This is a genomic window from uncultured Desulfovibrio sp. (genome assembly GCF_949282365.1).
GTDB lineage: Bacteria > Desulfobacterota > Desulfovibrionia > Desulfovibrionales > Desulfovibrionaceae > Desulfovibrio.
The window spans coordinates 22,820-48,069 of record NZ_CASDOY010000003.1; the positions used below are offsets into that span (position 1 = coordinate 22,820).

General features: G+C 66.8%; 21 protein-coding genes and 1 tRNA gene. 3 read left to right on the forward strand and 19 right to left on the reverse strand.

Features of this window, described 5'->3' with window-relative positions:
• Nucleotides 1-59: 59 nt before the first annotated feature.
• From hypD to nadC, 9 genes are all read right to left on the reverse strand, one after another.
• Nucleotides 60-1,151, reverse strand: coding sequence for a hydrogenase formation protein HypD (hypD, locus tag Q1X76_RS01690; protein ID WP_300717636.1), 1,092 nt, complete (start codon nucleotides 1,149-1,151; stop codon nucleotides 60-62).
• Nucleotides 1,152-1,163: 12 nt separating this feature from the next.
• Nucleotides 1,164-2,216 (reverse strand): N-acetyl-gamma-glutamyl-phosphate reductase, encoded by a 1,053-nt coding sequence (gene argC, locus Q1X76_RS01695; RefSeq protein WP_300717638.1) that lies wholly within the window; start codon nucleotides 2,214-2,216, stop codon nucleotides 1,164-1,166.
• Nucleotides 2,217-2,227: 11 nt separating this feature from the next.
• A complete protein-coding gene (locus tag Q1X76_RS01700; protein ID WP_300717640.1) occupies nucleotides 2,228-2,524 on the reverse strand; it encodes a DUF1844 domain-containing protein in 297 nt (98 codons plus the stop codon).
• 81 nt (nucleotides 2,525-2,605) lie between these two features.
• Nucleotides 2,606-3,793 carry an alanine--glyoxylate aminotransferase family protein gene (locus tag Q1X76_RS01705; RefSeq protein ID WP_300717641.1) on the reverse strand — a complete coding sequence of 396 codons (1,188 nt, stop codon included), beginning with the start codon at nucleotides 3,791-3,793 and terminating at the stop codon, nucleotides 2,606-2,608.
• A gap of 21 nt (nucleotides 3,794-3,814) precedes the next feature.
• A complete protein-coding gene (locus Q1X76_RS01710) occupies nucleotides 3,815-5,008 on the reverse strand; it encodes a class I SAM-dependent rRNA methyltransferase (protein WP_300717643.1) in 1,194 nt (397 codons plus the stop codon).
• 251 nt (nucleotides 5,009-5,259) lie between these two features.
• On the reverse strand, nucleotides 5,260-6,807 hold the full coding sequence (locus Q1X76_RS01715) for a hypothetical protein (RefSeq protein ID WP_300717644.1): 1,548 nt from the start codon (nucleotides 6,805-6,807) through the stop codon (nucleotides 5,260-5,262).
• Nucleotides 6,808-6,964: 157 nt separating this feature from the next.
• Complete coding sequence (gene nadB, locus Q1X76_RS01720; RefSeq protein WP_300717646.1) at nucleotides 6,965-8,563, reverse strand: L-aspartate oxidase; 1,599 nt, start codon at nucleotides 8,561-8,563, stop codon at nucleotides 6,965-6,967.
• Nucleotides 8,564-8,584: 21 nt separating this feature from the next.
• Nucleotides 8,585-9,658, reverse strand: a complete 1,074-nt coding sequence (gene nadA, locus Q1X76_RS01725; protein ID WP_300717648.1) for a quinolinate synthase NadA — start codon at nucleotides 9,656-9,658, stop codon at nucleotides 8,585-8,587.
• 24 nt (nucleotides 9,659-9,682) lie between these two features.
• Nucleotides 9,683-10,555, reverse strand: a complete 873-nt coding sequence (gene nadC / locus Q1X76_RS01730; protein WP_300717815.1) for a carboxylating nicotinate-nucleotide diphosphorylase — start codon at nucleotides 10,553-10,555, stop codon at nucleotides 9,683-9,685.
• 295 nt (nucleotides 10,556-10,850) lie between these two features.
• Here nadC and mgtE point away from each other — a divergent pair, with 295 nt between their 5' ends.
• Both mgtE and Q1X76_RS01740 read left to right on the forward strand, forming a co-directional pair.
• Complete coding sequence (gene mgtE / locus Q1X76_RS01735) at nucleotides 10,851-12,242, forward strand: magnesium transporter (protein ID WP_300717649.1); 1,392 nt, start codon at nucleotides 10,851-10,853, stop codon at nucleotides 12,240-12,242.
• Between the two features lie 33 nt (nucleotides 12,243-12,275).
• The gene (locus tag Q1X76_RS01740; protein WP_300717650.1) at nucleotides 12,276-12,944 is read left to right on the forward strand and encodes a response regulator transcription factor; all 669 of its coding nucleotides are present in this window, start codon (nucleotides 12,276-12,278) and stop codon (nucleotides 12,942-12,944) included.
• Between the two features lie 342 nt (nucleotides 12,945-13,286).
• Here the strand turns inward: Q1X76_RS01740 and Q1X76_RS01745 are convergent, their stop codons facing one another.
• The 8 genes from Q1X76_RS01745 to hisD form a co-directional block, all read right to left on the reverse strand.
• Entirely contained in the window at nucleotides 13,287-14,522 is a 1,236-nt protein-coding gene (locus Q1X76_RS01745) for a dicarboxylate/amino acid:cation symporter (protein ID WP_300717652.1), read from the reverse strand.
• Nucleotides 14,523-14,627: 105 nt separating this feature from the next.
• Nucleotides 14,628-15,110: a GNAT family N-acetyltransferase gene (locus Q1X76_RS01750; protein ID WP_300717653.1), complete on the reverse strand. Its 483-nt coding sequence runs from the start codon at nucleotides 15,108-15,110 to the stop codon at nucleotides 14,628-14,630.
• 121 nt (nucleotides 15,111-15,231) lie between these two features.
• Nucleotides 15,232-18,294 (reverse strand): hypothetical protein, encoded by a 3,063-nt coding sequence (locus Q1X76_RS01755; protein WP_300717654.1) that lies wholly within the window; start codon nucleotides 18,292-18,294, stop codon nucleotides 15,232-15,234.
• 718 nt (nucleotides 18,295-19,012) lie between these two features.
• Nucleotides 19,013-19,104 (reverse strand) — tRNA-Ser (locus Q1X76_RS01760).
• A gap of 268 nt (nucleotides 19,105-19,372) precedes the next feature.
• Entirely contained in the window at nucleotides 19,373-19,498 is a 126-nt protein-coding gene (locus tag Q1X76_RS01765; RefSeq protein WP_300717657.1) for a hypothetical protein, read from the reverse strand.
• A gap of 141 nt (nucleotides 19,499-19,639) precedes the next feature.
• On the reverse strand, nucleotides 19,640-20,404 hold the full coding sequence (locus tag Q1X76_RS01770) for an enoyl-ACP reductase (protein WP_300717658.1): 765 nt from the start codon (nucleotides 20,402-20,404) through the stop codon (nucleotides 19,640-19,642).
• Between the two features lie 42 nt (nucleotides 20,405-20,446).
• Nucleotides 20,447-21,343: a phosphoribosylaminoimidazolesuccinocarboxamide synthase gene (locus Q1X76_RS01775; protein ID WP_300717660.1), complete on the reverse strand. Its 897-nt coding sequence runs from the start codon at nucleotides 21,341-21,343 to the stop codon at nucleotides 20,447-20,449.
• A gap of 26 nt (nucleotides 21,344-21,369) precedes the next feature.
• Nucleotides 21,370-22,674 (reverse strand): histidinol dehydrogenase, encoded by a 1,305-nt coding sequence (gene hisD / locus Q1X76_RS01780; protein WP_300717661.1) that lies wholly within the window; start codon nucleotides 22,672-22,674, stop codon nucleotides 21,370-21,372.
• A 253-nt stretch (nucleotides 22,675-22,927) separates the two neighbouring features.
• Between hisD and Q1X76_RS01785 the strand changes: the two genes are divergently transcribed.
• Nucleotides 22,928-23,473 carry a nucleotide exchange factor GrpE gene (locus Q1X76_RS01785; protein ID WP_300717817.1) on the forward strand — a complete coding sequence of 182 codons (546 nt, stop codon included), beginning with the start codon at nucleotides 22,928-22,930 and terminating at the stop codon, nucleotides 23,471-23,473.
• A gap of 206 nt (nucleotides 23,474-23,679) precedes the next feature.
• Here Q1X76_RS01785 and Q1X76_RS01790 read toward each other — a convergent pair whose 3' ends face one another.
• The gene (locus Q1X76_RS01790) at nucleotides 23,680-24,297 is read right to left on the reverse strand and encodes a PqiC family protein (RefSeq protein WP_300717663.1); all 618 of its coding nucleotides are present in this window, start codon (nucleotides 24,295-24,297) and stop codon (nucleotides 23,680-23,682) included.
• The gene (locus Q1X76_RS01795; protein ID WP_300717665.1) at nucleotides 24,294-25,247 is read right to left on the reverse strand and encodes an MlaD family protein; all 954 of its coding nucleotides are present in this window, start codon (nucleotides 25,245-25,247) and stop codon (nucleotides 24,294-24,296) included. Before Q1X76_RS01795 ends, Q1X76_RS01790 begins: the two co-directional genes overlap by 4 nt.
• Nucleotides 25,248-25,250: the final 3 nt, after the last annotated feature.

The following is a 25,250-nucleotide window of genomic DNA, read 5'->3' on the forward strand; positions in this document are numbered from 1 at the left end:
GTCCGCGCAGGACCGTCGCGCGATGGGCCTGCACGGCAGACGGACGGCAGCGGCCCGCCCTATGCCATGTACTTGTAGTAGGCCGCGCAGCTGCCTTCGGTGGAGACCATGCAGGGCCCCACGGGGCTGGCCGGGGTACAGGCCTTGCCGAACAGGGGGCACTGCGGCGGCGTGATGCGCCCTTTGAGCACCTGACCGCAACGGCAGCCCGGCAGGGGCGGCACGTCCGGCAGGGTGAGGTCCAGGCGTTTCATGGCGTCGAAGCGTTCGTAGGCGGGGCGCAGGGCCAGCCCGCTGCGCGGGATGCGGCCCAGGCCGCGCCACAGGGCGTCGGACGGCATGAAGTAGGTGTCCAGCAGGGCGCGGGCCCTGGGGTTGCCCTGGTCGCTGACGGCGCGCCGGTAGGCGTTGACCACGGCCGGGGCGTCGTCGCGGCGCTGCTCGGCCATGATGCAGAGGGCCTGCAGGATGTCCGCGGGCTCGAAGCCGCCCACCACGGCCGGGACGCGGTATTCCGAGGCCAGGAAGCCGTAGGGCTCCAGACCGAGGATGGTGGAGACGTGCCCCGGCAGCAGGAAGGCCTGCACGCCGCAGCCTTCCTTGTCGTCCAGCAGGGCGCGCAGCACGGGCGGCACCAGCTTGTGCAGGGAGAGCACGCAGAAGTTGTCCAGCCCGCGCTGTTCGGCCATCATGAGGGTGGCGGCCACGGTGGGCGCTGTGGTCTCGAAGCCGATGCCCAGAAAGACCACGGTGTCGCCGGGATTGGCGGCGGCCAGGTTCAGGGCGTCCAGCGGCGAGTAGACGATCTCGATGCGCGCCCCTTGGGCCTGGGCGTGCTTGAGGCTGCGGCCGCCGGGCCCGGGCACGCGCAGCAGGTCGCCGAAGGTGGCGATGATGACGCCGTCGCGACCGGCCAGATCGAGGAAGACGGCCACTTCGGCGTCATGGGTGACGCAGACGGGGCAGCCCGGCCCGGACAGATGCGTGACCTCACTGGGCAGCAGGGAGCGCAGGCCGCTCTGGAAGATGGCCACGGTGTGCGTGCCGCAGACTTCCATGAAGCGCAGCTCGCGGCCGTCCAGGGCGCGTCGCAGGCGCTCCAGCAGGGCGCGGCAGAGCGCGGGGTCCTGATAGGGAGAGGAAAGCGACATGGCCGTCCCGCCTTAGGGCATCATGGGTGCGGCGCTGAGGCCGCAATCCACGGGCAGGCCGCACATGAGGTTGGCATTGGCCAGGGCCTGGCCGGACGCGCCGCGGCAGAGGTTGTCGATGGCCGAGACCACGATGAGGCGGTTGGTGCGCGGGTCCACCACCAGGCCGAGGTCGCAGAACATGCTGCCGCGCACGAAGCGGGTCTCGGGCAGCTTGCCCTTGGGCAGCACGCGCACCCAGGGGCTCTGGGCCCAGGTCTCGCAATAGGCGGCATGGACGTCGTCCAGCGTGGTGCCGGGATCGCGCAGGGTGGTGTAGATGGTGGACAGGATGCCGCGCACCATGGGCACCAGATGCGGATTGAAGGAGACGCGCACGTCGCAGCCGGCGGCAAGGCTGTATTCCTGCTCGATCTCGGGCGTATGGCGGTGTTTGCCCAGCCCGTAGGCGCGGAAGGTGTCGTAGACTTCGCAGAACAGGGAAGGCACCACGGGCTTGCGGCCCGCGCCGGAGGTGCCGGACTTGGAGTCGATGACGATGTTGTCCGGCGAGATCAGCCCATGCTTGAAGGCCGCGTACAGGCCCAGGATGGCCGAGGAGGGGTAGCAGCCGGGATTGGCCACCAGCCGGGCCTTGGCGGTCTCGGCGGCGTAGAGTTCGGGCAGGCCGTAGACGGCCTCGGGCAGCAGTTCGCGCCGGGTGTGGGGCACATACCAGTCTTCGTAGACCTTGACGTCGCGCAGGCGGAAGTCGGCGGAAAGGTCGATGACCCGGGTACCGGCCTTTAGCAGTTCCGCGGCCATTTCCATGGCCTTGCCGTGGGGCACGGCCAGGAAGACCAGATCGCAGCGGCGGGCGGCTTCCTTGGCGTCGAAGATGCTGATGACCACGTCCGAGCCGGGCAGGCCTTCGAGGAAGGGATAGAACTCGCCCAGGCGCAGCCCGGATTCGGTACGGGAACAGGCCATTTCCAGTTTCATGCGCGGATGGCCGGCCAGCAGCCGGGCCAGTTCCATGCCGGTATAGCCGGTGACGCCCACAAGACCCACTTTGTAGATTTTCATCTGCCCCTCCTTTATTGGCTGTCCGGGCCGCATTTGATGACGTATTTCATGCGCAGTTCATAAAGGATGCTTTCCAGCATCTTGCGCTCCTGTTCGTCCAGTCCCTTGGTGGTTTTTTCGTGCAGCATCTCCAGCATGCTGATGCTGTGCCGGGCCAGCTCCGGCTGCCGGCCGGTCTGGCCGGTCTCGGGATCGGCCACCTCGCCCAGATGCACGAGGGCGGCGGAGGCCAGGGAAAGGACGAAGGTGGAGAAGGTCACTTCCGGCAGGGGGCCCTTGCCGTCGCAGCCGCACTGGTTCTGACTCATGCTGTTCTCCTGCTGATGCGCTCCCGGGACCGGCGCACGGCCCCGGGGCCTGACACGGCCGCCGGGCGGCCGGTCCTGATCCTATCTGACGGCGGGGCAGCTCACGGGCGTGCCCGGGGCCACTTCCAGAGCGGCCCGGTAGATGGCCAGGCCCTGTTCGAGATAGTTGCGCGCGCCGATGTAGCCGCCGGCGTCCACGATGCCGCGTTCCAGGGCGTGGAGGCCCGCGGCCACGTCGGCCCAGTCCACCCAGCCCATGTGGCCGATGCGCACGATGCGGCCCTTGAGCTGGTCCTGCCCGCCGGCCATGCAGACGCCGTATCTTTCGGCGGCCAGGCGCAGCACTTCGTTGCCGTCCACGCCTTCGGGCAGCAGCACGCTGGTGATGCCCCAGGCGAAGTCATCGGCCGCCAGCAGTTGCAGGCCCATGGCTTGCACCGCGGCGCGGGTGAACAGGGTCAGGGCCCACTGCTTGCGGTAGACGGCATCCAGACCGTCGGCCAGCAGCATCTCCAGGCTCACGTCCAGGCCCACGATGAGGTTGACGGGCGTGGTGAAACGGGTCTGGTTCCTGAGCACGTTGTCGCGTTCGCGGCAGAGGTCGAAATAGAAGCAGCCGGTGCCGGTCTGCTCGGCCCTGGCCCAGGCGCGGGCGGAAAGGGCCAGCAGGGCCAGACCGGGGGGCAGCATCAGGCCCTTCTGGGAGCCGGTGAGCAGGCAGTCCACGCCCCACTGGTCCATGGGACAGGGGGAGAGGCTGACGCCGGAGATGCCGTCCACCACGCAGAGCACATCGCGCTTGCGGGTGACGGCGGCCACCTCGCGCACGGGATGGAGCACGCCGGTGGAGGTCTCGGACATCTGGATCAGCACGCCGCGGATGCCGGGATCGGCGTCCAGGGCGGCGGCCACGTCCGCGGCCTTGACGGCCTGTCCCCAGGGGGCGGACAGCACGGTGCAGTCCAGGCCGCGGGAGCGGGCGATCTCCAGCCAGCGTTCGCCGAACTTGCCGGCCTCGGCCACCAGGACCTTCTCGCCGGGGGCGAAAAGGTTGTAGACGGCGGCGGTCATGGCGCCGCTGCCGGAGCAGGAAAGGGGCAGGACAGGCTGCGTGGTGCCGAAAAGCTCGCGCAGATGGCCCTGTACGCGCTGCATGATCTCCTTGAACTGGCTTTTGCGATGATGGATCATGTCTTGGGCCAGGGCAAGGCGGACTTCTTCGGGCAGGGGCGTGGGACCGGGAGTCAGGAGGCGTTTTTTGTTGAGCATGATGCGTCCTTTATGCGCCGCTTACGGCAGCAGATGCGCGATGAAACATTTGAGATAGGCGGTCTCGGGCATGGCGGCATGCACGGGATGGTCCGCCCCCTGTCCGCCCGCATAGAGGATGCGGGCCTGCCACTTGCGGCGGGCAGCGGCCTGCTGCACGCAGGAGCGCAGCGACTCGGCGGGCAGGTGGTGTGAACAGGAACAGCTTACAAAGACGCCGCCCGGCGTCAAGAGCTGCATGGCCAGGGCGTTGATCTTGCGGTAGGCGGCCAGGCCCTGGGCAAGATCCTTGCGGCGCTTGATGAAGGCGGGCGGATCGAGGCAGATGAGCGAGAAGCGGCGGCCCTGGGCGTCCAGCTCGGCCAGACGCTCGAAGGCGTCGCCGCACAGGCCTTCGACGGCCTTGTGGCGGGCCAGCTCCGGTGCGTTGCGGGCCGCGTTCTCTGTGGCCAGGGCCAGAGCCTGCGGCGAGGCGTCCAGGAAGGTCACGGAGCGCGCCCCGGCCGCGGCGGCCGTGCCGCCGAAGCCCCCGGCGTAGCAGAAGATGTCCAGCACGTCGGCGCCCGCGGCATAGCGGGCGGCCTCGCGGCGGTTGCGGCGCTGGTCATAGAACCAGCCGGTCTTCTGGCCGCCCTGCAGGGGCGCGCGGAAGATGCAGCCGTTCTCCGGCACTTCCAGCACGTCGGGCACGGGGCCCTCGCTCTGGTTCTCGCGGGGCAGGCCTTCCAGGGAGCGGGCGGCGATGTCGTTGTCCCAGAGGATGGAGCGGGGCCGCAGCAGCTCGTCCAGGACCTCGCGCAGTTCCTCCTTGTGCGCTTCCATGCCCCAGGTGCCCACCTGCACGGTGAGGTGGTCGCCGAAGCGGTCCATGACCAGACCGGGCAAAAGGTCGCCTTCGCCGTGGCAGAGGCGGTACCAGGGCTGGTTGTAGAGGCGCTGGCGCAGGCTCAGGGCGCTTTGCAGGCGCTGGCGCAAGAGGTCCGCGTCCAGGGGCAGGTCGGCCTTGCGGCTGTAGAGGCGGGCGCAGATGAGCGAATGCGGATTGACGAAGACGCTGCCCAGCACGGCCCCGCGCGCGTCGCGCAGGGTGGCGTTCTCGCCGGGCTCGAAGCCGGGCAGGGGACTTTTGTCGCTGTCTATCTCGTTGCTGAAAATCCACAGGTGGCCGGCGCGGATACGGCGGTCTTCCCCTTTTTTCAGCCAAAGTGTCTTCATGATGACTCCCGATGGGCAAAATGTCCGGCAGGGCGCACAGACAGGCCCTGTCCGCTGCCGCACAGCTGACTATGGCTGAAAAAAGGATTTTTCGCCAGCACCATGATGCCCCGTGCCCTGCGGGACGGCGGTGCCTTGTCTGTTGCCGGATGTCCGGCGCCGCCTGCCGCTGGTACGAAAAAAGGAACGCTCCCCGAAGGGAGCGTTCCTGTCAGTCTGGGCCGGGCGGCGGCGTTCCGGCCGGTCAGGGCCTATTGGGCCGAAAGGGCCTTCATCTGCTCCACCAGGGACTTTTCGCCGGGCGTCGCGGTGAAGACCAGCGCGCGGCCCAGGGCGGCGGCATCGAGGAACTGGAGCCAGGGGATGCGCCGGGCCGGATCCTCGCTGCGGATGGACAGGGTGCCGGGCTGGTTCAGGAAGGTCTGGATGGCTTGCGCATCCTTGAGGTCGCCGAAGTCCTTGCTGAGGGAGGCGCCCAGCAGGGGCATCATGGTCGCCATGGCCTCGGGACGGGGGTCGATATTGTAGGCCAGGACAGCCGTCAGGCCGTGGTCGTGCAGGTCCAGCGACAGGTCGGAGAGGGCGGCGTCGAACATGTTGGGATCGTCGCAGAAGAAGTTGTAGGCGTAGTCCAGATCGGCCAGGCCTTCCAGACGCAGCCGGCCCGTCTGGCGATAGTGGTCACCGCCGGGTTCTCCGGTCTTTTCGATGTTCTCATCCTGCAGGTGCAGGACCAGACGATCCTTGCCCGGGATGCGGACCAGACTGCTGAAGGTCTTCGCGGGCAGTTCGCAGGACAGCTTGCTTTTGAAATGATGGGGCGCGATCCCCAGCCAGTCGAAGCTCATCTCGCTGAGATGGAACAGGCTCGCGTCCTTTCCGGGCAGATCGATGACGTCGATGTCCTTGATCTGCAGCGAGCCGAAGGGGGGCTTGCCCGTCTGCTTGCCGGTGGCATCCTTCTGCGGCCGTACCAGCGTCAGGAACAGGTCTTCGAGGGAGCTCTGGAATTCCTCCTCGCTGATCCTGCCGGCATCGGCACTCCGGGTCAGTTCGAGGAAGCGCTTGAACCAGTCGCCATCAGGCAGGAAAAGGTCCCGGATCTCCAGGGAGCCCATGGTGAAGCCGAACTCGGGCTCGAAGTCGAACACGGAGTCGTCGAACACCAGGCGCTTCCAGTTGCGCCGGTCCACGCCCTCGATGCTGACCCTGGCGACGGTGAGCAGCTTCTTGTCCTGGCCCTTGCGGTCCTTCTCATAGACGCTGGCGGGCCCGTAGGTGATCTTTTTCGCGATGATGGCCAGCATGACCTCATCGCCGGGCACTTTCTCCCTGTTCAGCAGACGCTTGAGCACGCCGGCATCCAGGGCCACCGAGCCCAGGCTGATGGCTTCTGTCTTGCAGGTCATGGACTCTCCCGGTATCAGGGCACGCTGGGTGAGATCGCGGCCCTCGGCGCTGGTGATCAGGGTGACGTCACCCGAGGCAGGCAGGAAGGTGTCGCGCAGGGCGGGCACACAGGCCAGGACGAAGCGGGGGCTGACGTTCAGGGAGAGTTCCTTCATGTCCAGATTGAATGTCTGTTTGTCGGAGAAGCGGAGATTGCCGAGCTTCAGATTGAAGGTCAGGGGATTGACCTCCACCGTATCCACGCTGCAGACGCCGGCATTGGAACCGGCACGGTGCAGGGCGTCCCGGACAGCCTGTTCCATCAGGGGCTTGCTGGCGTACAGGCCGCCCGCGGCGGCAAGGATACAGATGATGAGCACGGCCACAAGGATCTTAGCTGTTTTCGACATGGCATTTCCTCGGCAAATGATTGGGATGGCCCCGGCAGGAGCCCTGACAAAATAGCCGGGCTCCGGCCGCTTGTACAGAAAAAACATCCGCCCAGGCGGACGAAGGAAAACGCCGCGGCCCGGGGGCCGCGGCGTTCTGCATGATGCGGGGGAGGACCTAGTCCACGCGGTGGTGGCAGCCGATGCTGTTCTTGTTGCGCATGGCGGCCTGGGTGATGACGTAGGCCGTCTGCGAGCCGTGGAAAAGATCCACCAGCGGCTTGGAGATGCGCGTGCCCTTGTAGAAGTCATGGATATGGCGCACCAGGTCGCGCAGGTCCTCGAAGGCCCGGCGCAGACGCGCCGTGGAACGCGAGATGCCCACATAGTTCCACATGGTGTTGCGGATATTGGCCCAGTCCTGGGCCACCAGGGCCGGGTCGTCATGGTGCTCGTTGCCTTCATGCCGCCAGTCCGGGATGGCGGCCGCCAGCCCGCGGGGGATGGCCTCGCGGCCGGAGGCCGTGACGCGCGCCAGATGCTGGCCGCAGCTCTGGCCCCAGACGGCCGCTTCCAGCAGGGAGGTGCTGGCCAGACGGTTGGCCCCGTGCAGGCCGGTGCAGGCGCATTCGCCGATGGCGTACAGGCCGGGCATGGAGGTGCGGCCGAAGGTATCGGTGAGGATGCCGCCGCAGAAATAATGGGCCGCCGGCACCACGGGGATGGGTTCCTTGCGGATGTCGATGCCGATCTCCAGGCACTGGTTGAAGACCGTGGGGAAGCGCGTGGGCAGGTCCTGCTTGACGCCGCTCACGTCCAGATACAGGCAGGGCACGCCGCGGCGCAGCATCTCTTCCACCATGGCCTGGGCCACCACGTCGCGCGGGGCCAGGTCGCCGCGCTTGTCGTGGCGCAGCATGAAGGCTTCGCCCTTGTCGTCCAGCAGGCGGGCGCCTTCGCCGCGCATGGCCTCGGTGATGAGCGGGCGGCGGTAGCTGCGCTCCTCATACAGGGCCGTGGGGTGGAACTGCATGAACTCCAGGTTGGCCAGCTCCACACCGGCGCGGAAAGCCATGGAGATGCCCGCGCCCACACAGCCGGGGGAGTTGGTGGAATGCAGGAAGACCTGCCCCACGCCGCCGGTGGCCAGGACGGTCCAGTCGGCCAGGATGGTCTCGGGCTCGCCGGTCTCGGCATTGAGCACATAGGCCCCCAGGCAGCGGTTGCTGACGCCGTAGCGGTACTGGGAGTTCTTGGCGTGGTGGTGGGTGGTCAGCAGGTCGATGGCCGAATGGTTGTGCAGACAGGTGATGCGCGGGTGGATCCTGACCTGGGCGGCCAGACCGTCCATGAGGGCGCGGCCGGAATAGTCGGCCTTGTGCAGGATGCGGTGGGCGCCGTGGCCCCCTTCGCGGGTCAGGTTGTAGCTGCCGTCCTCGTTGCGGTCGAATTCCACCCGGGCGCGCTCGATGAGCATGCTGTCCACACAGTCCGGGCCCTGGCGGCAGAGGAAGCGCACGGCACGGTTGTTGTTGTAGCGGTGCCCGGCCACCAGGATGTCATGCTCCAGGGCGCGGGATTCCGCGTCGCGGGGGGTGTCGGCGGCCTTGTAGATGATGCCGCCCTGGGCCAGGGGGGTGTTGCCGTCGTCCAGATCGGGCCCGGCGTTGATGAGCAGGACATCACGCCCGGCATCCGCCAGCGTGAGGGCGGCAGTACATCCGGCGATGCCGGAACCTATGATCAGGATGGTCACATGACGACGCGTCGAGCTCATCTCAACTCCTTTTGTCTCGCGCTAGCGCTGGGCCGCGCATACCTGGAGCATGCGGGTCAGGGATGCCCGTGCGGGCGCCCGCTGCTCATCCTGCAGCGTCATGGTCCGGGCCGTGCCGGCAGCGACGCTTTGCAGACATGCCAGCAGGTTCGCCTCGGTGACCTTGGCCATATCCGGGCAGATGGCGGGCGCCAGCGGCTCGATGCGGCAGTGCCCGTCAAAGCGGTCACGCAGGCGGTGGACAAGATTGGTCTCCGTGCCGATGATCAGGGGGCCGCTTTTCGCGGCGGCGGCCTTTTCGGCTTCCCTGATGAGATAGGAGGTGGAGCCCGCGCCGTCGCAGAGCCTTATGAGCTCGGGACGGCATTCGGGATGGGCCAGCACGCGGCAGCCGGGATGGGCCGTACGGGCGGCCTGCACGCTTTCGGGGCGCAGGCGGCCGTGGATGGCGCAGCAGCCCGGCCAGAGCAGCAGGCGGCGGCAGGCGGCGGCGCTGCCGGGCAGGCGTTCGCTGCCGGCCAGGCCCTTTTTCCCGCCCAGGCGCAGCACATGCCAGTCATCGGGGCCCAGGCCCAGCTGCAGGCCGGTGTTGCGGCCCAGATGCTTGTCGGGCATGAAGAGCACCGCCCCGTCGGGCCCGGCTTCTTCCAGGGCCCAGGCCAGCATGGTGCGGGCATTGGCCGAGGTGCAGACCGCGCCGCCGAACTCGCCCACCACGGCCTTGAGGGCCAGCGTGGTGTTCACATAGGCCAGGGGCACGATCTTGCGGCCCGCGGCCTGCAGCTGCAGCAGCACGGTACGGGCCAGGGCGGCCGGCGTCATAAGCGACATCATGCAGTTGGCGTCCCAGGCGGGCATGTGCACGCTCTGGCCGGGCTTGGCCAGCAGGGCCGCGGATTCGCCCATGAAGTAAACGCCGCAGAACACGATGTGCGCGGCGTCGATGCCCTCGATGCGGCGGGCCAGTTCCAGGGAGTCCCCGGTCACGTCACAGTGGCGGACCACGTCGTCATGCTGGTAATGATGCCCCATGATGCACAGGCGGTCGCCCAGTTGCTGCTTGATGGCGGTGATGGCGTCGGAGAAATGAGACATGGTATCCTTCGGGGTTGGGGATGATCAGGCGTTGGCCAGGGTCATGCTGAAATCGGCAGCCACGGCGGAGTGGGTCAGGCGGCCCACGGAAATGAAGTCGGGACGGCGGGGGCCGGTCAGGGCGATGGCACGGATGGTCTCCAGGGTCACGCCGCCGCTGACCTCGGCCTCGATGGCGGCCGGGACCAGGGCCAGGGCCTGGCCCAGCAGGGGCGCGCCCATATTGTCCATCATGATGCGGTCGGCGCGGGCCGCCACGGCCTCGCGCACATGCTCCAGGGTGCGGCACTCCACCTCGATGGGCGGGCAGGGAGTGTATCTTTCGCGCAGACGGGCCACGGCGCGGGTGATGGAACCGGCCGCGTCGATGTGGTTGTCCTTGAGCATGAGCATCTCCGTCAGGTCCTTGCGGTGGTTGCAGCCACCGCCGGCCTGGACGGCGTATTTTTCGGGCCAGCGCAGGCCGGGCGTGGTCTTGCGGGTGTCCAGCAGGCGCACGCCCGTGCCTTCCAGCTCGTGCACATAGCGCGCCGTCAGGTTGGCGATGCCCGAAAGATGGGTGATGAAGTTGAGGATGACCCTTTCGGCCTTGAGCAGGACGATGGCCGGTCCTTCCATGCGGGCGACCTCGGTCATGGCCCGGACGGCGGAGGCTTCCTCCACCAGCAGTCCCACCCGGGGCTGCGCGCCCATGGCCGCGAAGACCTCATGGATGACGGGCAGGCCCACGACACGGGTATCTTCCTTGGCGCGGATGACGGCGCGCATGGGGGCGTCCGCGGCGAACAGGCCTTCGGCCGTCAGGTCGGGGCCGTCCTCGTCCAGGGCCAGATCGATGGCGCGGCGCAGCCAGCGCCGGCCCTCATCGGAAAAAAACGTACTCCAGGGGGTGAACATTCTTCTTGTCCCGTCTATGGTGTGCATGGTAAGCCCAGCGCAGAAGCGCGGTATGGTCATAGTGATAAATGGCCCGTTGGGGCGCGTCAAGTTTGGGAGCTTTTTCACAACGATGCCGCAGAAAAGCATTCTGTTTGCCGCGATTCTGCGCTATACTGCCGCCGTATTGTGGGGGAAGCCCGCGGGACAGGCCGGGGAGCGGCCCCGCACGCGCAGCAGCGGGGCGGGTGGCCGGCAGGGACCAGACGGACAGTCTGCTGGCCCCGCACGCGTACAGACGAGGGAGCTTGTTGCCATGAATGAAGAAGAAAAGATCGTGTCGCAGGCCGGGAACGGACAGCCGCAGGGCGCGGTCCCGCTCCCCGATGATGACGGGCATGGCATCAGCATCCCGGAGGCCTGTCGTGACGCGGGGGACGAGGCCGAGTTCGTCCACCCGGCCGACCTGGCCGACCATCTGGAGAACCTGAGCCTGGAAAAGCAGGTCTGTGCCCTGCGTCACATGCCCACGGAGGATGCCGCCGAGGCCCTGGCCGAACTGGAAGGCAGCGTGGCCGTGGACGTGCTGGAAAACCTGGACGCCGACGTGGCCGCCCAGATCATCGCCGAGATGGAGCCCGACGACGCCGCCGACGTGCTGGACGAGCTGGACGAGGAGCATCGTGATGTCCTGCTGGGCAAGCTGACGCGCGAAGATTCCGAAGAACTGCGCAACCTGCTGAACTTCGACCCCGACTCCGCCGCCGGTGTCATGAACACCGAGCTCATCCTGCTGGAAGAGAACATGACGGCCGACGAGGCCATCGGCCACATCCGCAGCGAGATGGAGGACAAGGAGAGCCCCTACTACGCCTATGTGGTGGACAGGAACGACAAGCTGGTGGGCGTGCTTTCGCTGCGCGACCTGATGCTGGCCCGTCCCGGGACCATCGTGGGCGACGCCGTGGCGGGGCAGAGCGTTGTCTCCGTGCCGTATGACATGGACAAGGGCGAGGTGGCCAACCTGCTTTCGCACTACAATTATCTGGCCATGCCCGTGGTGGATTACGAAGGCCACATCATGGGCGTGGTGACCTATGACGATATCATGGACATCATGCACGAGGAGGCCAGCGCCGACATGCTGGGCATGGTGGGTGCCGACCCCGAAGAAAGCGTGGACACGCCCTGGAAGGAGAGCGTGCGCAAGCGCCTGCCCTGGCTGGTGGTGAACATGGTCAATTCGGCGCTTTCGGCGTCGGTGGTCTACATGTTCGAAGGCTCCATCGCCCAGATGGCCGCCCTGGCCGTGCTCATGCCCATGGTGGCCAATCAGGCCGGCAATACCGGCCAGCAGGCCCTGGCCGTCATGATCCGCCAGCTGGCCACGGACCGCTTCGAGACCAAGAAGGCCTGGATGGCCGTGCTGCGCGAGGCCAAGATCGGCCTGGTCACCGGCCTGTTCATGGCCATACTGGCGCTTTGCGGGGCCTGGGGCTTCACAGGCAACCCGCTGGTGGGTATGGTCATGGCCGGCGCGCTGTTGTGCGACATGATGCTGGGCGCGGTGGCCGGCGGCTCCATCCCCCTCATCTTCCGGGCCCTGGGGCGCGACCCGGCCCAGGCCTCCAGCATCTTTTTGACCACCATCACCGACGGCGCGGGTTTCTTCATCTTCCTCGGACTGGCCACCATGTTCCTGTTCTAGGCCCGTCCGCATACGACGCAAAGGCAGGTAGCCATGCATGACGTTTGCCGCATCCTGCTGGTGGACGATCACAAATTGCTCATGGAGGGCATCCGCAGCCTGCTGGCCCCCCACAGCCATTTGCGTGTGGCCGGCATGGCGCCCGACGGCAAGGAGGCCGTGGGCCTGGCCGCCACCCTGTCGCCCGACCTGGTCATCATGGACATCTCCATGCCCGGCATGAACGGCGTGGAAGCCAGCCGGGCCATCCTCCAGATACAGCCGGAAACGCGCATCCTCATCTATACCGGGCACGAGGACCAGCGGCATCTGCTGGAACTCATCCAGCTCGGCATCATGGGCCATGTCTGCAAGAGCGACCCGCCCTCGGTCCTGCTCCAGGCCATCGATGCCGTGCGGCAGGGCGAGGTCTTCCTCAGCTGCGCGGATCCCGGCGGCTGCATGGCGGCCCTCATGCGCCAGAACCGCCAGCGCCTCAGCAATGCCGGGGCCGGACAGGACATCGGCATGCTCTCGCCGCGCGAGAAGGAGATCTTCCGTCTGCTGGCCGACGGCTACAGCGTGCGGCAGATCGCCGACGTCCTCAACATCAGTCCCAAGACCGTGGAGACCCACAAGTACAGCGTGCTGACCAAGCTGCGCGCGGGCTCCATCAACGAGCTGACCAAGCTGGCCATACGGCTGGGCCTGGTCTCGCTCTAGGCCTGTCGACACCAATTTTACAATTTTTCTCAAATAAAGAGAGGAGAGCGGCCACGCATGTCCCGTGAAGGATGCTTGCCGCATGTCCCCGCGCTCGTCTGAAAGAGCGCCCGGGGGAAAGGCTGGGGCTTTGGGGGAAGGGAGCCCCAGCAAGCAGCCACCCAAAGGGCGGCCTGCAGGGCCGTGCCCGTTGCGACGCAGGAAGCTACGGGCATCGACAGCAACGCGCGACCGGATGGCGGCCTGCAGGGCCGTGCCCGTTGCGACGCAGGAAGCTACGGGCATCGACAGCAACGCGAGGGCCTTCCTTCCCCCTCAAAACAAAGCGTCACGGGGCCTGAGCTAGTCTTCGCTCAGGGCCGCTCCCCGCTGGGGATCAAAGTCGTTCTCCATGCGGGAGATGAAGATGGCCGCCGTGGCGTCGCCCAGCACGTTGATGGTGGTGCGGGCCATGTCCATGACACGGTCGATGCCGGCCACCAGGGCGATGGCTTCCAGCGGGATGCCCACATGGGTGAAGATCATGGAGAGCATGATCAGGGCCGCGCCGGGCACGCCCATGGTGCCCACGCTGGCCAGCAGGGCGATGAGCAGCACGGAGAGCTGCTGGTCCAGGGGCAGGGGAATGCCGTAGATCTCGGCGGCGAAGATGGTCACGATGCCCATGTAGATGGCGGTGCCGTCCATGTTGATGGTATTGCCCAGGGGGATGGAAAAGCTGGAGACGCTGCGCGAAGCGCCCAGCTTCTGGACCGAGGTCAGGTTGGTGGACAGGGCCGCGGCGCTGGAACAGGTGGTGAAGCTGGTGAGCAGGGGGGCGCTCAAACCGCGGAAGAAGGTGCCGGGCCGGAGACCGGCATAGCGGACGCAGGGCAGGTAGGTGATGATCACGTGGATCAGGCAGCCCAGGTACATGATGCCGATGAGCTTGATGAGCGGCAGCAGCACTTCCAGCCCGTGGTTGGACACGGTGTAGGCCATGAGGGCGAAGACGCCGATGGGCGCATAGAGCATGACCATGCTGGTGACGCGGATCATGACTTCGCTCATGGCATCGAAGAAGGCCGCGGCGGGCTTGGCCTTGTCGCCGCAGAGGCTGATGGCCATGCCCACCAGCACGGCGAAGAAGATGATCTGCAGGATATTGCCCTTGGCCAGGGCGTCCACGGGGTTGAGGGGCACGATGCCCATGAGCACCTGCACCAGGGAGGGCGCGGCCACTTCCTTGGCGGTCAGGTTGGCGGTGGACAGGTCCATGCCCACGCCGGGCTGGAAGACATTGCCCAGCGCCAGGCCGATGACCACGGCCAGGGCCGTGGTGGCGAAGTAGAAGATCAGGGTCTTGGCGGCCACACGGCCCAGGCGGCCCACGTCGCCCACGCTGGCCGCGCCGGAGATGAGGGTGGCCAGCACCAGGGGGACCACCACCATACGCACCAGATTGATGAACAGATCGCCGAAGGGCTTGAACAGGGCGGCGCTGATGCCGAGTTTGGGGGCCAGTGTCCCGATCAGGATGCCCAGCACCATGCCGATGCCCATCTGGAGCGGCAGCCCCAGCTTCTTGCGTGCGCTCATAACGTCCTCACTGCATGTTTCATAGCGTTGACAGGATGATCGCCGACAGTAGGCGAGAATCGTTTTGTGCGCAACGTTTTCTTGCGCGGGACGGCCGCCGGTCTTTTACAGGGGGCAGCGCATGTCGTACCAGCAGGCCTGGCCGTGCACGCTGTCGGAGCGGCCCAGCAGGACGAAGCCCAGGGCGCGGTAGAAGGGGATCAGGCCTTCCTTGCAGGTGAGGACGACGCTTTTTTTGCCGCGCTGGCGGGCAATGTCCACAAAATGGCGCACCAGGGCCGTGCCGATGCCCTGATGCCGCCGTTCGGGGTCCACCGCCAGCCCGAAGACGGCCTGATGTGGCGCATCGTCCCGGTGCAGGGAAGCGTCGTGATAGAGCTCGTCCCGGCAGGTATCGAGACCGGTCATGCAGCCGTTGATGTGGCCCACGATGCGGCCGTCTTCCTCGGCCACGAAAAAACAGTGCGGGAAGACGGCGAAACGCGCGGCGAAACTTTCCGGGGAGGCGGCTTCGGCAGGCGGGAAGCCGCGGGCTTCCAGCGCGGCGATGGCGGGCAGGTCCTGGACGCGGGCTTGTCGGATATGCATGGGGACTCCTGAAAAGGGCCCCGCCGGGGCGGGGCCGCGTGGTCGGGCGGAAAGGGGAAGGGCCCGGGCTGCGGATCCGGCAGCCCGGCGGGCAATGGACCGTCTGCGCGGCGGAGCGGGCTCAGGCCGCCGGGCTCAGGACATGGCCCCGGCGCGCGGCCTCATGCAGCACTTCCTTGCAGTAGCTGTCCTGCTGGCGCAGATAGAAGGCCAGGGCATTGGCAAAATTGTCGCCCAGCAGGCCGTCGAGGACCTGGGTGGTGATCTCGCGCTGCAGGGGCAGCAGGGAATGCAGGGCCAGGATGCCCTGCACTTCTTCCGTGGGCATGCTGTCCAGACGGCGCCAGAAGACGTCGCGCGAGCGGGGCAGGTAGTACCACATGTACATCAGGTCGAGCAGGTGGACGATGGCCTGGCGGGCGGCGTCCTGGTCCTTTTGCAGCAGCTGCCGCCAGAAGGCGGCGGGCTGTTCCAGCAGCAGGCGCCGGATGGTCGCCTGGGGGAAGAGCATGGCCAGCCTGACGAGATTGCTGAAGATCTGGCTGAACTTGCCGTCGTATTCCAGCGTGCGCATGCGCAGGTACATGTTGCGGTCCGCAAAGCCTTCGATGACGGCGGCCACGATGTCCGAGGAGCACTTGGAGACGATGGCGGCGCAGTTTTGCAGGGCGCCCACGGGATCGGCGATGCCCAGCCAGAAGAAGCAGAGCAGCAGGCCTTTGCCCAGGACGATGGACAGGGGGATGGAGACGGCGCTGCGGAACAGGTTGCCCACGACGGCTTCCTTGGGCAGCCCGCGGAAGATGTTGTGCCCCGAGATGTAGACGCTGTTGACCATGGCGATGACCGTGTACACGGCCAGCTCGCTGGTCTGGACCGTGATGCCCAGCCAGTCCTCCAGCAGCCACATGCGCACGACCACCTCCAGCAGCGGCACGGAGATGCCCGTGTAGAGCAGGGAGTCCGCCATGCGGCTCCAGCTCACATAGCGGTTCCAGGACAGGAGCATGGAACGGCAAAAGGCCCCGCCGCCCACCATGGATTGAAGGACGTTGCGCACGGCCGTGATGGCGAACCAGAGCAGGGCCCCGATCCAGGTCAGGATCCACCAGCTGTCCACATACCAGAAGGCCCACTGCGCCGGGATGAAGCCCAGCACGATCTTGAGCAGGTTCACCAGATTGCTGTTGAAGTAGTGGACGTTCCAGGCGGTGGCGGTATGGCGCATCATGCGCACGGGGTCGTGCTGTTCCGCATTGATGCCGCGGGCATCCACGCCGCCCAGGGTCACCAAATTGCCGTCAGGGCTGATGGTGGTGGTCTTTTTTTCCAGTCCCCAGCCCCGGACCACGCGACAGCCCAGATGATGCAGCAGGGGCAGACGGCGCAGGCCCTGCAGCCAGCCGGGCGTGACGGCGGGTTCGTGATAGTGGGTGAAGCCGTAGATGTCGGTGTGTACGGGCAGGGTCAGGCGCTGGCCGCTCTTTTCGCGGCGCAGGGCCGCCCGGGCCTGGGGCGGCAGGGTCTCGGTGAAGATCAGGCCCATGCCGTGTGTCATGTGCGAACGGCTGGTGGAGTCGGTGCCGACACGGGATCCGAGCCAGGAAAGTTCATAAAAACTGCGCAGCTGGAGCAGGTTGTCCTGCACTTCCAGCAGCAGCTCGCGGCGGGGGGAATCTGCCGGTTCCTCCTGCACGATCTGCCGCACCACCTGCTTGAGGCGCAGGGGGCTGCCTTCGTTGATGGCCCGTTGCAGGGTATTGATGGCTTCCACATGCTGCAGCTGCCCCTTGGACCAGGTCCGCAGGTTGAACAGTTCCAGATGGGTGATGAGGCCCTTGCCGCGCCAGAGCAGCTCCAGCACGTCCCGGGCGTCCAGATCTTCCAGGCCCAGGATCATCTGGCAGGGGTGCAGGGGCACCAGGGCCTGCAGCAGCGCTTCGGGAGCGCGGAGCAGGACGGGAGGCAAATCCTTGTGGGGCGCCAGGGGGAAAACGATGTCGGGATTGGCCTGCGGGCCCAGCCAGTCCTGCCGCAGGGTGTCGGGCATGAGGCCTTCCAGGGCCTCCAGCCGGGCCCGCAGCCGGGCCGCCTCCCCGTCGCGGCCGTCAAGACGGGGATCGGCGTGGAGGGCTTCCCGGGCCTGCTCCAGCGCCGGCTGCCATTGCTGCAGGATGTATTCGGCCAGATGCAGGGAAGAGGGCTGGCGCTGGCCCACGAAATGCAAAAAGTCTTCCGCCACCAGGGGCGGCGGGGGCGTGAGGCCCAGCTTCCCCGCCAGGGCGGCCGCGTGGCGCCCGTTCCAGGCGTCCAGCAGGCACAGCACATGACGGCGCATCCAGCGGTTCACCTCGGCGTATTCCTCAAGGATGGCCGCGATGTCGGGACGCTGGAGCAGCTTGATGAAGGCCCGGCTGCTGTTGACGTTGAGCGGCGACCAGGTGAGCTCGATGAGCCTGTCATGGAAGGCGGCCCGGAACTCGATGCCGATGCGCACGGTGATGCCCATGATGCGCGCGGCCCGCAGCAGTTCGCTGGCGGCCCCGGGATCCACGGTATTGTAATAGATGACCGTGAGGAAGCGCAGGCCCTTGACCCAGGCATCCATGACCAGATGGGTGGGGCTCTTGCGGCCCTTGGTGTTGGCGTCGTGGACGTGATGGTCGAAGGCCTGCTGGTTCCAGGCTTCGGGCATCTCCAGCAGATGATAGCGGCGCAGCAGCGAGCGGATCACATGCGGGGTGCCGCGCACGGCCTGATAGAAGTCATGGGCCAGGGGCAGCTGCGCATGGACGTGCGGCGCGGCCCGGACCAGGTCCTTCATGATCTGGATCAGCACGCGGGCCGTGTTCTTCTGCAGGCTGGAAAGGGCGGAGTAGAGGACTTCGTCATGCAGACGGCGCAGGGCGCGCAAACGCTCCTGCGGACCGCCGGCCTCCAGGCTTTCCAGCAGGATGATGACGGAACGGGCGATGCGCATGCCGGGGTCGGTGGTCAGCTTGATGATGCCGCGCGGGTGCAGGCCCTCTTCGGGCTGGCTCAGGCTGATGTCCATATGGCGGGCGGCCACGAAACTGTTGACCAGCTGGATCAGCTGGTGGTCCTGCAGGTCGAACAGCCAGGCGGGCTGCCTGTCCGGGCCGGAGGTGGTGACGGCGGTGGCGGAGTGTCTGGTGGCGCACATGACGGTTTCCAGGGTTGGGGAGGAGCGGCGGCGGAACGCAGCCTTGGGCGGGCGGATGGCGCGGCTGCCCGGGGGTGAAAAAATGTGACAAATATCCGTGCGGATTGCAAACATCCGCCGGCAGGGGACGGCCGCAGCATCCGGGCCGTCGCGGCCTTTCCCGCGGACAGGTGCCGGGCCGGGCGCCACGGCGCCTTCTCCTGCCACCGTCGCGCGCCGGACGGGCTTCGTGCGGCTGCGGGGCAGGGGATGCGGCACAGCGGAGAGGTCCCCGCAGGCCCGTCCCCGTCCTGAGTCACGTCTGGGGAGTGCGGCAGTCGCTTGCGGGCCCCAGGTCCGCGCCCGTCCGCTGTCCGTCCTGGGGCATGCCCGCCGCCCGGGCCAGGATGCTGTGCCCGTCCCGAAAGAGGTCGCCGGGCCCGCGCGCACGCAGGCGGCGCGGACGGACATGGCCTGACCGCATTAGACGGGGACCGCTCCGGGGGAGACGCGTTGGCGCCACAAGGCAACCGTGCCCGCTGGCCGCCCGTGCCCCGTCGTCCGTGCCCCGTTGGCCGGAGCATTTCCAGACGCTGGCCGCGAGCGGGCCGAAGACAGCAGCAGCGGCGCCGCGCGGTGCAGGGACAGGGGGCGGAGACAGCCGCCCGGCAACGGGAGACTGTGACGTTGCCTGCCTGAACGAAAAAACCCGCTGATTCCTCAGCGGGTTGCTTTCTCGTGGCGGAGAGGAAGAGATTCGAACTCTTGGTACGCTTTTAACGTACACACGATTTCCAATCGTGCTCCTTCGACCAACTCGGACACCTCTCCGTGTCGTGAAGACCTGCTTTTTATAGGCAGATAGTCCTGCTTTGGCAAGCAAAAAGTTGCCGTCGGCGGGATTTTATTTTTGTTCTTTGTTTTTATCCTGTAAATCCAGATGATTGTCGGTATGTTGCCCTTCTTCCATCTTCCTCCGGAGACGGTCGCAGCTGCCCACTCACGGGGCGTGATGGCGAAAGGGCGTACCGGCCCGCCCCTTGTACAGGGCAAAGGCCAGCGCAAGGATCAGGAGGACGAGCAGGCCTTGCAGCATGCGCTAGTCCTTTTTGCCGTCCTTGTCGTCTTCTTCGCGCCTTCTTTTGCCGAGCATGTAAAAGAAGCCCAGCACGGCCAGGGCGAAGGCCACGATACCGGCCAGGTTGAGCATGAAGATGTCGTCCATGTGGTCTCCTGAAAGGCTGGCCGGGCAGGAGCCCGGAGCCCGTCGTTGTCCGGCGGCCCGCCGGCGCGGGGCAATGACCCCAACGCCGCCGGACCGCCTGCGGGACAGCTCGCCGGGCGGGAAGGCCCGGACAGCGGGCCGCTAGATGCCCAGCTGGCTGAAGCCGCTGTCCACGTAGATGACTTCGCCGGTCACGCCGTGGGAGAGCTCGGAGGCCAGGAACACGGCCGCGCCGCCCACATCGGCGGTGGTCACGTTGCGGCGCAGGGGGGCGTGCTCTTCCACGCGGGTGAAGATGTTTTTCAGGCCGGAGACGGCGGAGGCGGCCAGGGTCTTGATGGGACCGGCGCTCAGGGCGTTGACGCGCACGCCCTTTTCGCCCATGTCGTAGGCCAGGTAGCGCACCGAGGCTTCCAGGGCGGCCTTGGCCACGCCCATGATGTTGTAGCCGGGGATGACCTTGGTGGAGCCGTGGTAGGTCATGGTCAGCACCGAGGATCCGTCATGCAGCAGCGGCTCGAAAGCGCGGCAGACGCCGGTGAGGGAATAGGCGGAGATGTCCAGGGCCAGATGGAAACCGGCGCGGGACGTATCCAGGAAGCGGCCGCTCAGGTCCTCGCGATTGGCAAAGGCCACGGAATGGACCAGGATGTCCACCTCGCCCCATTTTTCCTTGACCAGATCCGCGGCGGCCTGGATCTGGGCGTCGTCGGTGACGTCACACTGGAAGATGAACTCGCCGCCCAGTTCTTCACTCAGGGGCTCCACACGTTTTTTGATGGCGTCGCCCACATAGTTGAAGGCAAGGCGGGCGCCCTGTTCCTTGAAAGCGTTGGCGATGCCGTAAGCGATGCTCTTGTTGTTGGCCAGGCCCAGGATCAGGGCTTTTTTCCCGTTAAGCAGCATGTAGTATCCTCCAGGAGCCGCGCAGGCGGCCGGTAAAACAGATTAGGCGGTGAACTCCCGGCCGGTCAGGATGTGGTAGGCCTCGCGATAGCGGCGGGCCGTGGCATCCACGATCTCGGCGGGCAGGGCGGGCGCGGGCGGCTGCATGTCCCAGGGCTGGGAGGTGAGCCAGTCGCGCAGGTACTGTTTGTCGAAGCTGGGCTGGCTCCGGCCGGCTTCATACTGGTCGGCGGGCCAGAAGCGGGAGGAATCGGGGGTCAGCACTTCGTCGATGAGGCGCAGCTCCCCGTCCACGAAACCGAATTCGAACTTGGTGTCGGCCACGATGATGCCGCGGCCCGCGGCATAGCGGCGACCGGCCTCGTAGATGGCCAGGGTGGTGTCCCGGACCTTGCGGGCCACGTCGTCGCCCAGCAGGCGGGCGGCCTCGTCGGGGGTGATGTTCTGGTCGTGCTGGCCCAGGGCGGCCTTGGTGGAAGGCGTGAAGAGCGGGGTCTCCAGCCTGTCGGATTCCCGCAGGCCCGCAGGCAGGGGATAGCCGCAGAGGGAGCCGGTCTTCTGGTAATCCTTCCAGCCGGAGCCGGACAGGTAGCCGCGCACGATGCATTCCACAGGCAGGGGCTTGGCCTTGCGGACCAGGACCGCACGGCCTTCCAGCTCGTCCTTCCAGGGATCGAGCGCGGCGGGGAAGCGGGCCACGTCGCTCTCCACCAGATGGTTGGGGATGATGTCCCTGAACTTGTCCATCCAGAACAGGGTGATCTGGTTCAGGATCACGCCCTTGTAGGGGATGGGTTTGTCCATGATGACATCGAAGGCCGACATGCGGTCGGTGGTGACGATGAGCAGGGTCTGTTCATCGACGTCATAGATATCGCGGACCTTGCCGCGGGACAGCAGCGGGTAGGCGCTGATCTCTGTCTTGGTGGTGATGCGCATTGTCTTGATCTTACCTTGTTCTCACACTAGCGCTTGCTGCGGATCTCCACGGAACGGGCGTGGGCCTCCAGGCCTTCCAGACGGGCCAGGGAGGCGATGGCAGGCGCGTTTTCCAGCAAAAAGGCCGAGGAGGTGGCCACGATGCTGGTCTTCTTGCAGAAGTTCTGGACGGAGAGCGCCGAGGAGAAGCGCGCCGTCCGCAGGGTGGGCAGCACATGGTTGGGGCCCGCGAAGTAGTCGCCCACGGGCTCGGGGCTGTGCTGGCCCATGAAGATGGCCCCGGCATGGCGGATGTGGGGCATCAGGCCCCAGGGATCGCGCACGCACAGTTCCAGATGTTCGGGAGCCACGCGGTTGGCGATGGCCACGGCGGTCATGAGGTTGGGCACCACCACGATGGCGCCCCAGTCCATGAGGGACTTGCCCGCGATCTGGGCCCTGGGCAGCTGGGAGCACTGCTTTTCCAGCTCTTGCTGCACCTGTTCGGCCAGGGTGATGTCGTCGGTCAGCAGGATGGCGGAAGCCAGCACGTCGTGCTCGGCCTGGGAAAGCATGTCCGCAGCCAGCCAGTGGGGACGGGCGGAGCTGTCGGCCACCACCAGCACCTCGCTGGGACCGGCCACCATGTCGATGCCCACCGTGCCCTGCACCAGGCGCTTGGCCGTGGCCACATAGATGTTGCCGGGGCCGGCGATGACGTCCACGGGGTCGATGCTTTCGGTCCCGTAGGCCAGGGCGCCGATGGCCCAGGCGCCGCCCACGCGGTAGATCTCGTCGATATCCAGCAGATGGGCCGCGGCCAGGATGTGCGGGTTGATGCTGCCGTCCTTGCGCGGCGGGGTACACACGGCCACGCGCGGCACACCGGCCACCAGGGCGGGGATGGCGTTCATGAGCATGCTGGAGAGCAGGGGCGTATTGCCGCCCTGCCCGCCGGGCACATAGAGGCCCACCCTGTCCACAGGCAGCACGCGCTGGCCCAGGATGCTGCCGTCGGGGCGGGTCTGGAACCAGGATTTTTCCAGCTGTTCCTGATGGAAGGTGCGGATGTTGTGGGCGGCTTCGCTGATTTGTTCGCGATGCTCGGGGGAGATGGAGGCGGCGGCCCAGGCGATGTCCTGCTCGCTGACGCGCAGGGGGGCGGCGAAATCGGGGCAGTCGAAACGGCGGGTATAGTCGATCAGGGCTTCGTCGCCTTTGTCACGGACATTGGCGAGGATCTCGCGCACATTGCCCTCGACGCTGTCACCGGGGTTGAAACGGGCGTCGAGCCATTGCGAGGCTTTGATCCATTCCTGCTCGGACTGGAGATGCAAGATTCGGCAAATCATGGAATATCCCTCAAGGAAAGAACGCACCGAACGGCGCGTAGACGCGCGGGATTGCGCATCGGGGCAGTATAGCGAAGGCGCGCGCCAATGTCGAGACTTCCGTGGAAGGGGCTTCCCGCAGGTGTCGGCCCCTTGACAGCATGCCGGGGCGTATTTACTCAATACTGGCCGGCCCAACGACGCCGGTGCATTTCTGGGAGGAACCATGGATCGTCACGACAAGAACGATATGCATATGAAGGACACACAGGACATGGAAGCGCAGGAAGATACCTGTACCGGGGAAGAGGCCGGACAGGCCGCGGAAGCCGGGCAGGCCGTGCCGGAAAACCTGGAAGGCCTGTGCCGCGAACATGTGTGCCCGAACTGCACCGAAAAGCGCGATGCCGACGACGCGCGCCTGCGCGCGGCCGCGGAGATGGACAATTTCAAGAAGCGCCTGAAACGCGAGCACGAGGAACAGATCCGCTATGCGGCGGAAAAGGTCATGCACGACCTCCTGCCCACCCTGGACAATCTGGACCTGGCCCTGCAGTACGGCAGCAAGGACGAAGCCTGCAAGGACATGCTCCAGGGCGTGGCCATGACGCGCAAGCTGCTGCTGGAAGCCGTGGCCCGGCACGGCCTGACGCCCGTGGGCGAGGCCGGCGAAGCCTTCACGCCCGAGCTGCACGAGGCCGTGGGTTTCGATACCGAGGCCGACGTGGAAGCCGGCGCCGTGGCCCGTGTGCTGCAAAGCGGCTACAAGCTGGGCGAGCGCCTGCTGCGCCCGGCCAAGGTCATGATCAGGCAGGGCTGAGCCGTCCCCGCCATATATGACGAAGCAAAGGGCCTTTCCCGTATCGGGGAAGGCCCTTTTTGCATGGAAGAAAGGGAGGCTCGGGACTCCCGTTTTCGTCCAGCGAAGTGCTGTCGGGAGCTGTTTTCCTGTGCGTTCCCGGCCCTGCCAGTCAGTTACGCCAGGCGGTGGGGCCTCGTCAGGGGCCCTTTCGCGGGCGGTGCCGGTCAGATGCCGGAAATGGCGGGGCCCTGGCGACCAGTCTGGAGCCGGGGCAGCAGCAGGCCGGCCAGATGGTCGCCCAGCCCCTGCAGCAGGCGGCTCTGGGCGTCCACAAGACTGGCCGTGGTGTTCCCGGCGTCCTCGTCGGCGGCGTAGAGACCGCGCCCCAGCAGGCTGTCGCCCCGGCGCAGCTGCCAGCGGGCCTGCAGGCGGACCCGGCCGGGCGTGTCGCCGTCCAGGCGTTCCAGGGCCACGGTCAGCTCAAAGTCGCCCGTCTGGTCGCCGGCAAAGATCACGTTGACGCCCCGGGGCAGCAGGCGTGCCGCCAGCACTTCGCCCAGCACGCGCCGGCTCCCCTGTCCCAGGGGCTCGGCCCAGATGTCCAGTTCCGAGACCTGGAGCCGGGAACGGCCCTCGCTGCGCCGCACCAGACCGCTGCGGTCCAGATAGTCGGGCACGCTCACCGGCGCGATGCTCAGGCTGGTGGCGGGCAGGCTGTCGGCCGCCAGGGGGGGCTGGCCGCTGTCCAGTACATAGAAATGGGTGGGCGCGCTGCGGCCGCAGGCGGTCAGCAGCAGGGCCAGCAGGATCAAAAGCGGGGAGAGGGGACGGAGGCTGTTCATCGGCGACTTCCTTGTTTGCCGCGGAGCAGGGCTTCGGGATTGCGTTCCAGCACTTCCAGGAAGGCCCGCATGGCGCGGAAGGCGGCAGTGCTTTCCTGCAGCAGGCGGCGCAGCTCCTGGGTGACGGGGGCGTTGCGTTCCACCAGGGCCTTGGTGGCCAGGGACACGGACGAGACGTTGTTCATGGCGTCCCGCGTGCTCTGCAGGGCCTGGGGCAGGTCCTGCTGGGCCGAGGTGGCCGCCACGTTCAGCTTGTGCAGGGCCTGGGCCAGGTTCTCCCGGGAATCCTGCATCCCGGCCAGCAGCTGCTGCGCTTCCTCGAAGGTGGCGGCAAAGGCCGTGAGGCCCCGTTCCAGGGCGTCGTTGGCCAGAGCGGCGTTGAGCTTTTGCAGGATGCCCGCCGTGGTGTGGGCCATCTCCTCAAGGGGCAGGCTGGCCACGGTGCGCTGCAGGGTATCGATGGGCGAGGGCAGGGTGGGGATCTCCCTGTCCGGCGTGGGCGAACGGAAGTTGGCCGGCGTGTTGGGCAAAAAGTCCAGCTCCACCCGGTACTGGCCGGTGATGAGGCTCTGGAGCTGCAGGCGGGCGCGCAGGCCGCGCTGGACCAGGCGGCGCAGGATCTCCTGCCGGAAGTTCTCCGTCATGTCGCCCGGGGTCCCGGCCCGGACGATGCTGTTTTCATCCAGACGGATGGAGACCGGGATGGTGATGCTGGCGTCACGCGGATTGGCTTCCAGGCTGATGCGCGTGACCTGCCCCATGGGCACGCCGCGGAAGACCACCGGCGCGCCGATGCTCAGGCCGCTCACCGAGCCGTCGAAGTAGAGGACGTATTCGACATCATCGCGGAACATGCGGCCGCCGCCCAGCAGGACGATGCCCGCCACCAGCAGCGCCAGGCCCCCGATCACGAAGGCGCCTACCGCGGTCTTGAAAGATTGTTTTGCCATAGC

What these genes read in the sequence shown, in the direction of transcription:
- argC (WP_300717638.1), bottom strand. Translation starts at nt 2,216, where the DNA reads ATGAAAATCTACAAAGTGGGTCTTGTGGGCGTCACCGGCTATACCGGC.
- nadC (WP_300717815.1), bottom strand. Translation starts at nt 10,555, where the DNA reads ATGTTCACCCCCTGGAGTACGTTTTTTTCCGATGAGGGCCGGCGCTGG.
- hypD (WP_300717636.1), bottom strand. Translation starts at nt 1,151, where the DNA reads ATGTCGCTTTCCTCTCCCTATCAGGACCCCGCGCTCTGCCGCGCCCTG.
- hisD (WP_300717661.1), bottom strand. Translation starts at nt 22,674, where the DNA reads ATGATTTGCCGAATCTTGCATCTCCAGTCCGAGCAGGAATGGATCAAA.
- Q1X76_RS01750 (WP_300717653.1), bottom strand. Translation starts at nt 15,110, where the DNA reads ATGCATATCCGACAAGCCCGCGTCCAGGACCTGCCCGCCATCGCCGCG.
- Q1X76_RS01770 (WP_300717658.1), bottom strand. Translation starts at nt 20,404, where the DNA reads ATGCTGCTTAACGGGAAAAAAGCCCTGATCCTGGGCCTGGCCAACAAC.
- mgtE (WP_300717649.1), top strand. Translation starts at nt 10,851, where the DNA reads ATGAATGAAGAAGAAAAGATCGTGTCGCAGGCCGGGAACGGACAGCCG.
- Q1X76_RS01790 (WP_300717663.1), bottom strand. Translation starts at nt 24,297, where the DNA reads ATGAACAGCCTCCGTCCCCTCTCCCCGCTTTTGATCCTGCTGGCCCTG.
- Q1X76_RS01755 (WP_300717654.1), bottom strand. Translation starts at nt 18,294, where the DNA reads ATGTGCGCCACCAGACACTCCGCCACCGCCGTCACCACCTCCGGCCCG.
- Q1X76_RS01740 (WP_300717650.1), top strand. Translation starts at nt 12,276, where the DNA reads ATGCATGACGTTTGCCGCATCCTGCTGGTGGACGATCACAAATTGCTC.
- Q1X76_RS01785 (WP_300717817.1), top strand. Translation starts at nt 22,928, where the DNA reads ATGGAAGCGCAGGAAGATACCTGTACCGGGGAAGAGGCCGGACAGGCC.
- Q1X76_RS01705 (WP_300717641.1), bottom strand. Translation starts at nt 3,793, where the DNA reads ATGCTCAACAAAAAACGCCTCCTGACTCCCGGTCCCACGCCCCTGCCC.
- Q1X76_RS01795 (WP_300717665.1), bottom strand. Translation starts at nt 25,247, where the DNA reads ATGGCAAAACAATCTTTCAAGACCGCGGTAGGCGCCTTCGTGATCGGG.
- Q1X76_RS01765 (WP_300717657.1), bottom strand. Translation starts at nt 19,498, where the DNA reads ATGGACGACATCTTCATGCTCAACCTGGCCGGTATCGTGGCCTTCGCC.
- Q1X76_RS01700 (WP_300717640.1), bottom strand. Translation starts at nt 2,524, where the DNA reads ATGAGTCAGAACCAGTGCGGCTGCGACGGCAAGGGCCCCCTGCCGGAA.
- Q1X76_RS01745 (WP_300717652.1), bottom strand. Translation starts at nt 14,522, where the DNA reads ATGAGCGCACGCAAGAAGCTGGGGCTGCCGCTCCAGATGGGCATCGGC.
- Q1X76_RS01710 (WP_300717643.1), bottom strand. Translation starts at nt 5,008, where the DNA reads ATGAAGACACTTTGGCTGAAAAAAGGGGAAGACCGCCGTATCCGCGCC.
- Q1X76_RS01715 (WP_300717644.1), bottom strand. Translation starts at nt 6,807, where the DNA reads ATGTCGAAAACAGCTAAGATCCTTGTGGCCGTGCTCATCATCTGTATC.
- nadB (WP_300717646.1), bottom strand. Translation starts at nt 8,563, where the DNA reads ATGAGCTCGACGCGTCGTCATGTGACCATCCTGATCATAGGTTCCGGC.
- Q1X76_RS01775 (WP_300717660.1), bottom strand. Translation starts at nt 21,343, where the DNA reads ATGCGCATCACCACCAAGACAGAGATCAGCGCCTACCCGCTGCTGTCC.
- nadA (WP_300717648.1), bottom strand. Translation starts at nt 9,658, where the DNA reads ATGTCTCATTTCTCCGACGCCATCACCGCCATCAAGCAGCAACTGGGC.